The 13,427-nt window shown below is 35.8% G+C and carries 9 protein-coding genes; all 9 read left to right on the forward strand.

Annotated elements, in window-relative coordinates:
• Positions 1-12 precede the first annotated feature (12 nt).
• The 9 genes from leuB to yihA all read left to right on the forward strand — a co-directional run bounded on the left by leuB (position 13) and on the right by yihA (position 13,394).
• Entirely contained in the window at positions 13-1,113 is a 1,101-nt protein-coding gene (gene leuB / locus ACWNMZ_RS12045; RefSeq protein WP_031534712.1) for a 3-isopropylmalate dehydrogenase, read from the forward strand.
• A 144-nt stretch (positions 1,114-1,257) separates the two neighbouring features.
• Entirely contained in the window at positions 1,258-2,670 is a 1,413-nt protein-coding gene (gene leuC, locus ACWNMZ_RS12050) for a 3-isopropylmalate dehydratase large subunit (protein ID WP_031534711.1), read from the forward strand.
• 14 nt (positions 2,671-2,684) lie between these two features.
• Positions 2,685-3,275, forward strand: a complete 591-nt coding sequence (leuD, locus tag ACWNMZ_RS12055) for a 3-isopropylmalate dehydratase small subunit (protein WP_031534703.1) — start codon at positions 2,685-2,687, stop codon at positions 3,273-3,275.
• 226 nt (positions 3,276-3,501) lie between these two features.
• The gene (locus ACWNMZ_RS12060; RefSeq protein WP_031537046.1) at positions 3,502-4,521 is read left to right on the forward strand and encodes a tetratricopeptide repeat protein; all 1,020 of its coding nucleotides are present in this window, start codon (positions 3,502-3,504) and stop codon (positions 4,519-4,521) included.
• 215 nt (positions 4,522-4,736) lie between these two features.
• The gene (tig, locus tag ACWNMZ_RS12065) at positions 4,737-6,023 is read left to right on the forward strand and encodes a trigger factor (RefSeq protein WP_031537047.1); all 1,287 of its coding nucleotides are present in this window, start codon (positions 4,737-4,739) and stop codon (positions 6,021-6,023) included.
• 363 nt (positions 6,024-6,386) lie between these two features.
• Entirely contained in the window at positions 6,387-7,652 is a 1,266-nt protein-coding gene (clpX, locus tag ACWNMZ_RS12070; RefSeq protein ID WP_031537048.1) for an ATP-dependent protease ATP-binding subunit ClpX, read from the forward strand.
• 612 nt (positions 7,653-8,264) lie between these two features.
• Positions 8,265-9,938, forward strand: coding sequence for an ATP-dependent protease LonB (lonB, locus tag ACWNMZ_RS12075; RefSeq protein ID WP_031537050.1), 1,674 nt, complete (start codon positions 8,265-8,267; stop codon positions 9,936-9,938).
• 544 nt (positions 9,939-10,482) lie between these two features.
• Positions 10,483-12,810, forward strand: coding sequence for an endopeptidase La (gene lon, locus ACWNMZ_RS12080; RefSeq protein WP_031537051.1), 2,328 nt, complete (start codon positions 10,483-10,485; stop codon positions 12,808-12,810).
• Complete coding sequence (yihA, locus tag ACWNMZ_RS12085; protein ID WP_031537052.1) at positions 12,807-13,394, forward strand: ribosome biogenesis GTP-binding protein YihA/YsxC; 588 nt, start codon at positions 12,807-12,809, stop codon at positions 13,392-13,394. Before lon ends, yihA begins: the two co-directional genes overlap by 4 nt.
• Positions 13,395-13,427: the final 33 nt, after the last annotated feature.

Here is a 13,427-nt window from a genome sequence, read left to right on the forward strand (position 1 = left end):
GAGCGAATGAAGATGAACAAAAGAATCGCTGTATTGCCAGGTGATGGAATTGGACCTGAAATAGTTGCTGGGGCAGTCAGAATTTTGCAAACAATTGAAACTTTATATGGCCATCAGTTCGAATTAACTTATGCAGATATAGGTGGATGTGCGACAGATAAAACAGGGACTCCATTACCTAATGAAACAATTACGATATGCAAAAATAGTGATGCCATTTTATTAGGGGCAGTTGGTGGTCCGAAATGGGATTCTCTTCCTGTTGAAAAACGTCCGGAGCAAGGACTATTAAAAATCAGAAAAGCATTGAACTTGTTTGCGAACCTGAGGCCGACAACCTGTTACGAAAGTTTAGCTGACTCGTCCCCTCTAAAGAAAGATATTATTGAAGGTGTGGACTTGATTGTTGTGCGTGAGTTAACAGGAGGCATCTATTTTGGGACACCAAGCGAACGTAGAGAAATAGGTGGGAAGCCAGGTGCTGTAGATACACTGCAATATAAAAATGAAGAGATAGAGCGTGTCATCGAGAAAGCATTTGAAGTCGCAAAAACAAGATCAAAAAAGATTACTTCTGTTGATAAGGCAAATGTTTTGGAGACTAGTAGAGTATGGAGAGAGATTGCAAATCAAGTAGCAGAGAAATATCCGGATGTTTTGCTTGAGCATATGCTTGTAGATAATGCAGCAATGCAGCTTATTAGAAATCCAAAGCAATTTGATGTCATCGTTACGGAAAATATGTTCGGCGATATTTTGAGTGATGAAGCATCTGTCTTAACAGGTTCATTAGGGATGCTTGCTTCAAGCAGTTTATCAGAAGAGGGGCCATATTTATATGAACCGATCCATGGCTCTGCACCAGATATTGCAGGAGAAAATATTGCCAATCCATTAGCGACGATATTATCGACAAGCATGATGCTACGATTATCATTTCAGCTAGATAAAGAAGCAACAGTAATAGAAGAGGCTGTAAATAATGTCTTGAATAAAGGATATAGAACAAGGGATATTCTTTCACCAAATTGTAAAATTGTTTCTACAAATGAAATGGTAGAAGCTGTTAACAAAGAAATTTTCGAGTTAGTAGCATCGACACATGCTATATAAAAAAGAGAAGATAGAGCGGCAGTAATTGGGATATAGGGGACTAATAATAGAAAGAAACATGTTTATGGGCTTGTCAAAAGAATAATTTGACAGCCCTTTAATCTACAAAAAGGAAATAAAAGAAATGGATTGGAGGGCAAAGTAATGGGGAAATCCATTATCGATAAAATTTGGGAAAAACATATAGTGCATAGAGAAGAAGGGAAGCCAGATTTATTGTATATTGATCTGCATCTTGTTCATGAAGTTACTTCTCCACAAGCATTTTCTGGATTAAGAATGAAAAATCGGAAAGTAAGAAGACCAGATCGTACATTTGCAACGATGGACCATAATGTTCCAACACTTAACCGTTATAAAATAGATGATGAAATCGCGTTAAACCAGATGACTACTCTCGAAAAAAACTGCTTAGAATTTAATATTCCTTTAGCAGGGCTAGATAGTCCTGAACAAGGGATTGTCCACGTAATAGGCCCAGAGCTTGGATTGACACAGCCAGGAAAAACAATCGTTTGTGGAGATAGTCATACATCGACCCATGGAGCTTTTGGAGCCCTTGCTTTTGGAATAGGCACAAGTGAAGTAGAGCATGTCCTTGCTACACAAACTTTATGGCAAACTAGACCAAAAACATTAAAAATAGAGGTCAACGGTAAGCTTGCTTATGGTGTCAATGCGAAAGATGTTATTCTTTATATACTTTCTAAATATGGAGTTAACTTTGGTACTGGCCATGTTATTGAATATACAGGGGATGTAATTCGTAATCTTTCAATGGAAGAAAGATTGACTATTTGTAATATGTCCATTGAAGGCGGAGCCCGTGCAGGGTTAATATGTCCAGATGAAACGACCTTCTCCTATTTAAAAGGAAGAAAACACGCACCAGAAAACTGGGATAAAGCAGTACAAGAATGGCGTAGCTTAGTTTCAGACGAAGATGCTACCTACGATAAAGTTATTACGATTGATGGTCATGATATTGCGCCAATGGTTAGTTGGGGTACAAACCCATCTATGACTGCAAAAGTAGATGGAAAAATTCCAGCAACAGAAAATTATCAAGACGAAACAGATCGTCGTGCCCTACATAGTGCGCTTTCGTATATGGGGTTAAAAGAAGGAATGGCCATTACCGATATTGCAATTCAGCATGTGTTTATAGGTTCCTGTACAAATTCCAGAATAGAAGATTTAAGACAAGCAGCGAGTGTTATTAAAGGCCAAAAGGTATATCCAGGAGTGAGGGCACTAGTTGTCCCAGGTTCTCAAAAAGTAAAGAAACAGGCAGAGGAAGAAGGACTGGATAAGCTATTTGTAGAAGCTGGTTTTGAATGGAGAGACGCAGGTTGCAGTATGTGTTTAAGTATGAATAATGATGTGGTTCCAAGTGGGGAACATTGTGCTTCGACCTCAAATAGAAATTTCGAAGGACGGCAAGGAGCCGGTGCCAGAACTCATTTAGTTAGTCCATCGATGGCTGCTGCTGCAGCATTATATGGACGATTTGTTGATATCCGAAAAATGAATGTAGAATTACAAGCTACAACGTAAAGGAGGAAGCAATTGTGAGTGGTTTTAAGAAGCTTTATGAAAAGGCAGTAGCAATGGATCGAGTAAATGTAGATACAGATCAGATTATTCCAAAGCAATTTTTAAAGCGCATCGAAAAGACGGGATTTGGAAAATTTGCTTTTTTTGATTGGCGCTATTTGAAAAATGGAGAACCAAATCCAGAATTTGAGTTGAACTATCCTGAAAATCAAGGAGCTTCTATATTAATCGCTAATAAAAACTTTGGTTGTGGATCATCCAGAGAGCATGCACCATGGGCTCTTCAGGATTTTGGGTTTTCTGTCGTTATTGCTCCATCCTTTGCAGATATTTTTTATCAAAATTGTTTGAAAAATGGAATGCTTCCTATTCAATTACCTACAGCAGAAGTGGAGTATCTTTTAAAGGAAGCCCAAAATCAACCTTATTTTCTTCATATTAATTTAGAAGAGGAAAAAGTAGAAGATGATCAGGGCTTTACTGCAACATTTACTATCCATCCATATTGGAAAAAAATGTTGACTAACGGCTGGGATGAAATTGAAATTACAATCCAGTACAGTGATAAAATAGCAGATTATGAAAAGTCTGTTACACAAAATTAGCAGTTGACTTCGCTTAGATAACCTTTAGAAAACAGGTGCTTTCCTGCCTTTCTAAAGGTTTTTTTCTTTTGAGCCTATTTTATAGTTAAAATGATTACTATTACTTCATTATGAAATCAAATTTAACATGTTCATTATTATCAAGAGTTAATGAAAAGTTCAGGTTGCATCTAAATAGAAAAAAAGCTACACTAGCAACAAAAAGAATGTATAGGCGGTTAAAAGGATGAAGAAACGGGAGCAGGAAAAAAAAGATAATGTTATTTTTTTTCCCGATTTAGATAAACGTTTATTACAAAAGGGCTTAGATGCCATTTCAGATAAGCAATATAAAGAAGCAATTGCTTATCTAGAGGAAGCAAAAGAGAGAAATCCTTTTCATAGTGAAATTAACATTGGGTTAATTCTGTCTTATTACGAGCTAGGTTTATTGGAACCGGCAAAATACTTAGCAAAAGAAATGCTGAAAGAGGGACAGGGTGACTATATACATGTGTTGGATTTATATATCATGATCCTTGTGCAGCTACATGAATATGAAGAAATTGTTTCAACGATTGAAGTATTGTTAGAAGATCATCAAATTCCTGCCAATAAAATCGAGCACTTTTCAAAAATGCTTACTTTTAGTAGAAAAATGGCAGAGTCTTCTCCACTAGCAGAAAAGGATAATTTAATGGAAGAAACTACGGGTGAAACGGAGAGATTAATGGAATTAGAAGATCCACAGGAACAAATGCTTCTTATTGCTAAAATGTCTAGTCAAAACATCCGAGCTTCTATTGAACAAGTAAAACAGTTTCTTCAGGAGGACGAAAAAAACCCGTTTTTAAAAACGATGTTAATTAATATTTTGCGAGAGCAGGATTATGACAAAGAAGTAGTGATTCATAAATTTACTCGAACCATAACCGTAAAGCCAACCAATTTAAAGGATATTAAAGAGCAAGATCAATATAAAAAGATAATGACATTTCTGATTGATTATGTTGAAAGTAATGATCCCGTTTTATTCGAAAATATTAAAATGCTAATGGATCGACAATTTTTTTTGCTTTATCCATTGGTACTTGAAGATTATAGTCCTGAAACATGGGCAGCATCCTATCATGCTGTCGTAAATGAGTATTTTGGCCAAGAGGATACACAAGAGATTCTCTCAATATATGAAGTAAATGAGGATAATTTTGAACAAGCTAAAGCCTTCATTTATCAACTAGAGGAAATTTCTTATCCTAATATTTAGGCAAGGATGTTGAAACAACTAGAACCTATGATATAATGTAATGGTTGCATTTAGAAAATGCGAATATGTTTATTTCTTACTAGATAACTTTCTGCCATTATTAGGTGTGAGCTTTTTCGTTTGAAATAGCTTTCAAACAGTAATAAAGAAGTTTATCTATACATTAAGTAGAAGTAATGAAAAAGTAGAATAGATTGTTGGAGGGAAATTATAGTATGTCAGCTAAATGGGAAGTTTTAGAAGGGAACCGTGGCGTTCTTACAATTGAATTAGATGCAGAAAAATTAAACGAAGGTTTAGATTTAGCATTTAAAAAAGTAGTTAAGCAAGTAAATATTCCTGGATTCCGTAAAGGTAGAATTCCACGTGGAATGTTCGAACAACGTTTTGGTGTTGAATCTTTATACCAAGATGCAATTGATATTCTTTTACCAGAAGCTTATGCAAATGCAATTGAAGAAACTGGAATTGAGCCAGTGGATCGTCCAGAAATCGATGTTGAACAAATCGAAAAAGGAAAAGCATTAATTTTCAAAGCAACTGTTACAGTGAAGCCTGAAGTAACATTAGGTGAGTACAAAGGGTTAGAAGTACCTGCTGTTGAAACAACTGTTACAGATGAAGAAGTTGAAGCTGAAATTAAAGCATTGCAAGAAAAACAAGCTGAGTTAGTAGTAAAAGAAGAAGGTACTGCTGAATTAGGCGATACAGTTGTTATGGACTTCGAAGGATTCCAAGATGGAGTTGCATTCGAAGGCGGAACTGCTGAGAACTTCTCATTAGAACTTGGTTCAGGTCAATTTATTCCTGGATTTGAAGAAAAATTAGTAGGAGTTGCTACTGGCGAAACGACAGAAGTAGAAGTTACATTCCCAGAAGAATACCATGCTGAAGATTTAGCTGGAAAGCCTGCTACATTTAAAGTAACTATTCATGAGATCAAAGGAAAAGAACTTCCTGAATTAGATGATGAATTTGCAAAAGACGTAGATGAAGAAGCTGAAACATTAGCTGAATTAAAAGAAAAAATTAAAACTCGTCTAGAAAATGATAAGAAACATCAAGCGGAACATACAGTACGTGATACGGTTGTAGAAAAAGCTTCTGAGAATGCAACAATGGATATCCCTTCTGCAATGATCGATACAGAAATTGATCGCATGATGAATGAATTCGAACAACGTCTTCAAATGCAAGGTATGAACCTTGAATTATACTTCCAATTCTCTGGACAAGATGAAGCTGCTTTAAAAGAGCAAATGCAAGAAGACGCTGGAAAACGTGTTCGTTCTAACTTAACTCTTGAAGCAATTGTTGCAGCAGAAAATATTGAAGTAACAGAAGAAGAAGTAAATGCTGAACTTGAAAATATGTCTCAAATGTACAATATGCCAGTAGATGCTATTAAACAAGCACTTGGCGGTGTAGAAAACTTACAAATGGACATTAAAATGAGAAAAGCAATCGATTTCCTTGTAGAAAACAGCAAAACTGTTGCATAATAGAAGTAAGAAAAAAAACTAAGGCGCGACTATTTCGTGCCTTAGTTTTATATTAGTGTTAAATAACATATAATATGGGTAACTATAATATAAGTTACTCTACCGTACAGGAATATACAGACAAATCAAGAGATAATATTTCCAGATTTAAAGAAGCGAAATCTGGTTATGCTTAAGAAAGTACATACATTTTACCGTTATTGGATGATTAGGGCTGATTACCCAAGCTGAATTATTTCCTGTACATTACCATCATGTGATACAATTCAATACATAACTGTTGAAAAAAGTAAGTTTTGTTTCAAACCAATAATATTCCGTAACGGTAAAAATATACAAAAAGAAGTATTAAGGGGTGAAGGCATGTTTAAATTTAATGACGAAAAAGGCCAGTTAAAGTGTTCATTCTGCGGAAAGACACAGGATCAAGTTCGTAAATTAGTTGCTGGTCCAGGTGTATACATTTGTGATGAATGTATAGAGCTATGTACAGAAATCGTGGAAGAAGAATTAGGTACAGAAGAAGAAGTAGAATTTAAAGATGTACCGAAACCAGCAGAAATTCGCGATATCCTTAATGAATATGTCATTGGACAGGATCAAGCGAAAAAGGCTCTTTCTGTTGCAGTGTATAATCATTACAAGCGCATTAATTCAAATAGTAAAATTGATGATGTGGAATTATCAAAAAGTAATATTGCGTTAATTGGGCCAACTGGTAGTGGTAAAACACTTCTTGCACAAACATTAGCAAGAATATTAAATGTACCATTTGCTATTGCAGATGCAACAAGTCTAACAGAAGCTGGATATGTTGGGGAAGATGTAGAAAATATTCTCTTGAAATTAATCCAATCTGCAGATTATGATGTAGAAAAAGCAGAAAAAGGTATTATTTATATTGATGAAATTGATAAAGTTGCACGAAAATCAGAAAATCCTTCCATTACAAGAGACGTCTCTGGTGAAGGTGTTCAACAAGCATTATTAAAAATTCTAGAAGGTACTGTAGCTAGTGTTCCGCCTCAAGGTGGCAGAAAGCACCCTCATCAAGAATTCATTCAAATTGACACAACGAATATCCTATTTATTTGTGGTGGTGCATTTGATGGTATCGAACCGATTATTAAAAGACGTTTAGGTCAGAAAGTAATTGGTTTTGGTTCAGATGGTAAAAAGGCAGAAGTGGAAGATAAAGATTTACTTGCGAAAGTATTACCAGAAGATTTATTACGCTTCGGGTTAATTCCAGAATTCATTGGCCGTCTTCCAGTTATTGCAAGTCTTGGACAATTAGACGAAGAGGCATTAATTGAGATTTTAACGAAACCAAAAAATGCTTTAGTAAAGCAATTTAAGAAAATGCTGGAATTAGATGATGTCGAATTAGAATTTGAACCAGAAGCTCTAAAGGAAATTGCTAAGAAGGCAATTGAAAGAAAAACAGGGGCACGTGGATTAAGATCTATTATTGAAGGTATTTTGTTAGATATAATGTTTGACTTACCTTCAAGAGACGACATTGTCAAATGTATTATTACAAAAGAAACAGTAACGGAAAATGCATCTCCAAAACTTGTTTTAGAAGATGGAACAGTAGTGGAGAAAGAAACAAAAACATCTGCATAACAACAGTTATAAAAGAGAATCATTTGGTGTAAACCACCATTGATTCTCTTTTTTTTTATGTGATTTTATTCCCCATCAACAACAATAGGAGAGAACCCCTTTTTTATCGCACTGGACAGTAGACTTTCACTCTTTGCTAATGAGAACGCAAGGAAGATAGTGAATATACTTGTCCATAAGGTACTCTTGTGTCAACTACTAAGAAGGAAAACCACCACTGTTGGAAGTTCCACTTTAAATTTCTACATACTCCACATATTTTTTCCATGAAAACTTGTTTATTCCAACAAAGGGAAGGAGATACTATTTTTTAAAGACAAGGCACTATTAGGTATGTGGTCTTTCATTGGTGTCTACGCTTATTGGAAATGAGCATTTCATCAATCTTTGTATAATTCATTAAGATAGTAAATCAATAATCCTTAATTGGTAAAAATGTCGGAATTGACATGCTATCTCACTTCTTATGTAAAGAGTAAAGGAACATACACGCATGCTTACCGAAGAACCTACTCAAAAGAGTGAATGAAAGATTTGCCCCTATCTGTAGATTTTTTAAGGGACATACATATGTGAGGTTCTAAAACAACATGATTATAGGAGGTATTATTTATGAATTGGGCGGAGATCGCTTTATTTGTACAATTATTCTTCGGGATTATCATCGGACTTTATTTCTGGAACTTATTAAAGAGTCAGAGAACACAAAAGGTTTCGATTGACCGTGAATCAAAAAAAGAAATGGATCAGCTAAGAAAGATGCGTGCCATATCCTTAACAGAGCCGCTTTCTGAAAAAGTACGTCCAACAAGCTTTGCTGATATTGTAGGACAGGAAGATGGCATTAAATCATTAAGAGCAGCACTCTGTGGTCCAAATCCACAGCATGTTATTATTTATGGACCTCCAGGGGTTGGTAAAACAGCGGCAGCAAGACTGGTATTAGAAGAAGCAAAGAAGAACCAGAAGTCACCCTTTAAGCCAAACTCTGTGTTTGTGGAATTAGATGCTACAACAGCTAGATTTGATGAGAGGGGTATTGCAGATCCGTTGATTGGATCAGTTCATGATCCGATTTATCAAGGGGCTGGAGCGATGGGACAAGCTGGTATCCCACAGCCGAAGCAAGGAGCAGTTACTAACGCTCATGGTGGAGTTTTATTTATTGATGAGATTGGAGAACTACATCCAACACAAATGAATAAGCTTTTAAAAGTGTTAGAAGACCGAAAAGTTTATTTAGAAAGTGCTTATTACAATGAAGAGAATACACAAATTCCTTCCCATATACATGATATATTTAAAAATGGATTGCCTGCAGATTTTCGATTAATTGGAGCAACAACTCGAACACCAAACGAAATTCCTCCAGCAATTCGTTCAAGATGTATGGAAGTATTCTTTAGAGAATTAACAAAAGAAGAAGTTATAAAAATTGGCAAAAAAGCTGCAGATAAAGTGAATATGTCCATAAGTGAGAAAGCTCTCGATACCCTTTCAGAGTATGCAAGAAACGGAAGAGAAGCAGTTAATATGGTACAGATTTCCGCTGGCCTTGCGATAGGTGAGGAGCGGAGCTTTATTAAGGATGATGAGGTAGAATGGGTTATTAATTCAAGTCAGCTTTCTCCTAGAATGGAAAGAAAAATTAATAAACATTCTACTATTGGAGCAGTTAACGGGCTTGCGGTTTATGGATCCAATATTGGAGCTTTATTAGAGATTGAGGTAACTGTTATTCCGGCAAAAGATGGGAAGGGAAGCATCAATATTACCGGTATTGTGGAAGAAGAGAGTATTGGAGGACAAGGTAAATCGATTCGAAGAAAAAGCATGGCAAAGGGTTCAATAGAAAATGTTATTACGGTTTTACGATCAATGGACGTTCCAGCAGACCAATTTGACATCCATGTCAATTTTCCAGGTGGTATACCGATTGATGGACCGTCAGCAGGTATTTCTATGGCAACTGGTATTTATTCTGCTATTTACAAGCAACCGGTAGATCGAAAAGTAGCAATGACAGGGGAAATTAGTATTCATGGAAAAGTAAAACCGATTGGAGGAGTAGTAGCGAAAGTGAAAGCAGCTAAAGCTGCAGGCGTTCAAAAAGTTATTATTCCACAAGAGAATATGCAGGCTATATTGGAGGAAATAAAGGACATTACCATTGTTCCGGTTCAATCACTTAATGAAGTTATCGAGCATGCATTACTTAAGGAAGAATGGAAGGAAGAAGCAATTCCAGCGTCTACAATTGCATGGACAAAGAAAGAAAGTATTTAATTCCTTATATTACATAAAAAATGCTTTCAGTAAAAGCATTTTCACTGTCGGCTAATTCAGTTAAGAGAGAGTTGGTCGGCAGTTTTTTGTGAAGCCGTATGTATGGGGGGAAGATAATAAAAGAAAACCTGTAGATATAACCTATATTTTAATAAATGAAAAGATTATTATATAATGAAAAAGAGGAGAATAGGTGTTGATATTTTTCTTTTTTGAATGGAAACCACCTAAATAAGCCACTTTATTAGAGAAGGCTTATTTTAAATGGATCTATGCATTATTTGGATAATGTCTTTTAAAAGTTATTTCTCCTCGTGAAATTCTATCTAAGTAAACAAAATACAGATTAAGAAGAGTAGAAAAGGGGAATCGAAAAATTAGTTCTATTTTTTCGGACTGTCTAATAACTCTAGTTAATAGACACATTTTCATAAATGAGATAGAATTGTACAAAGCATTAGAATGCAAGGGATGCCTATATCGATAGAAATAGTGCGATTAGGCGCTAAAAGTAAGGGATTTTTTAAGCTGGAGGTGCAACGTCATGGAGGAAAATAAAAAAACAATAGTCCCCCTCCTGCCGCTTCGGGGATTACTGGTTTATCCAACGATGGTACTTCATTTAGATGTAGGTCGTGATAAATCTGTTCAAGCTCTCGAAAAAGCAATGGTAGAAGACCATTTAATTTTTCTAACAATGCAAAAAGATATGGATATAGACGAACCCGAAGAAGAGGATTTATATAAAATTGGAACATTAACAAAAGTAAAACAAATGTTAAAGTTACCAAATGGAACAATAAGAGTCCTTGTTGAAGGGGTACAAAGAGCAGAGCTGGAAGAATTAATGGAGGAAGATGGATATTTTGCAGCAAGTCTGCACCTTTACGAAGAAGAAACTTCAAAAGATGTAGAAGATGAAGCATTAATGAGAACAATGCTGCAGTATTTTGAGCAATACATAAAAATTTCTAAAAAAATATCCCATGAAACATATGCAACAGTTTCTGATATGGAAGAGCCAGGTAGAATGGCTGATATTATTGCTTCTCATTTACCCATTAAATTAAAAGAAAAACAAGAGATTTTAGAAATGCTAAACAATAAGCAAAGAATGAATTATGTGATTGATATCATTCAAAACGAAAAAGAAGTTTTAAATTTAGAGAAGAAAATCGGTCAACGTGTAAAGAAATCCATGGAAAGAACACAAAAGGAATACTATTTACGGGAACAAATGAAGGCTATTCAAAAAGAGCTAGGCGATAAAGATGGAAAAAGTGGTGAAGTAAGCACACTGCTTGAAAAAATTGAGGAATCAGGAATGCCCGATCATGTAAAAGCAACTGCTTTAAAGGAATTAGATCGGTATGAAAAAATTCCTTCCACCTCTGCAGAAAGCTCTGTCATCCGCAATTATATCGATTGGCTATTAGCGTTACCGTGGACGAATGCAACAGAAGATGATTTGAATCTAATTAAAGCGGAAAAAATCTTGAATGACGACCATCATGGACTTGAAAAGGTAAAAGAAAGGGTATTAGAGTATTTAGCCGTACAAAAGCTTACAAACTCTTTAAAGGGCCCTATTCTTTGTCTAGCTGGACCTCCTGGAGTCGGGAAAACGAGTCTTGCGCGTTCTATAGCACGCTCTTTAAACCGTAATTTTGTTCGCATCTCTTTAGGTGGAGTGCGTGATGAATCGGAAATAAGAGGACATAGACGAACTTATGTTGGAGCAATGCCAGGAAGAATCATTCAAGGAATGAAAAAAGCAGAGACGATTAATCCAGTATTTTTATTAGATGAAATCGATAAAATGTCCAATGATTTCCGTGGAGATCCTTCCTCTGCTATGCTTGAGGTACTTGATCCTGAGCAAAACCATAATTTTAGCGATCATTATATTGAAGAAACATATGATTTATCGAAGGTTATGTTTATTGCTACAGCCAATAATTTAGCTACCATACCTGGGCCATTGCGTGATAGAATGGAAATTATCTCAATTGCTGGATATACAGAAATCGAGAAAATTCATATCGCGAAAGATCATCTATTGCCTAAACAAATTAAAGACCATGGATTATCTAAATCTCAGCTTCAAATTAGAGAAGATGGCATCCAAAAAATTGTCCGTTTATATACAAAAGAGGCAGGAGTCCGTACTTTAGAAAGACAACTTGCAACCATTTGCCGCAAAACGGCAAGAATGATTGTTACAGGTGAAAAGAAAAAAGTAGTGATAACTGCTAAAAATATTGAAGATTTCCTTGGAAAGCCTATTTTCCATTATGGTCAGGCAGAAGAAGTAGATCAAGTTGGTGTTGCAACTGGCCTTGCTTATACGACAGTTGGGGGAGATACTTTGCAAATTGAAGTATCTTTGGCTCCGGGAAAAGGTAAATTAGTTTTGACCGGAAAATTAGGTGATGTAATGAAGGAATCTGCTCAAGCTGCATTTAGCTATATTCGTTCTAAATCAGAAGAGCTAGGAATTGATGCGAATTTCCATGAGAAATATGATATTCATATCCATGTCCCAGAAGGTGCAGTACCAAAGGATGGACCATCTGCAGGGATTACAATGGTAACTGCTCTTGTTTCTGCTCTTTCTGGCAAACCTATCAAGAAAGAAGTAGGGATGACAGGAGAGGTAACGCTCAGAGGACGAGTTCTGCCAATTGGAGGATTAAAGGAAAAATCCCTTGGTGCTCACCGTGCCGGTTTAAAGACCATTATCATACCAAAAGATAATGCTAAGGATATCGACGATGTTCCTGAGAGTGTAAGAGAAGAACTAGACTTTATTTTAGTTTCACATGTAGATGAAGTATTAAAACACGCGTTGAACGGAAGTGTAAATCTTTGAAAGTTAATCAAGCAGAAATAGTAATTAGTGCCGTAAAACCCAATCAATATCCAGAAGGAAATCTACCAGAGTTTGCTTTAGCTGGAAGATCGAATGTGGGGAAATCATCCTTTATTAATCGTATGCTTGGACGAAAAGCGTTAGCTCGCATTTCGTCCAAACCGGGAAAAACACAAACATTGAATTTTTATTTAATCAATGAAATCCTGCACTTTGTTGATGTACCTGGTTATGGTTATGCAAAAGTTTCTAAGAAAGAAAGAGAAGCTTGGGGAAAAATGCTTGAAACGTATTTTACCTCAAGAGAGCAGTTAAAAGCAGTTGTTTTAATTACAGATCTTCGCCATCCGCCAACTGCTGATGATATTTTAATGTATGACTTCTTGAAGCATTATGGAATACCATGTGTCGTAATTGCTACAAAAGCAGATAAAATATCAAAATCACAATGGCAAAAACATTTAAAAGTAACAAAAGAAACATTAGGGCTTAGTGCAGATGATTACTTAATCCTATTCTCATCCGAAACGGGAGAAGGAAAAGATAAAGTTTGGTCTCTGCTAGAACATTTAGCAAATAAATAAAAAATCGACTCACATCAGCTAGCATAACTAGTT

It is taken from the genome of Niallia sp. Marseille-Q9988 (genome assembly GCF_976954375.1).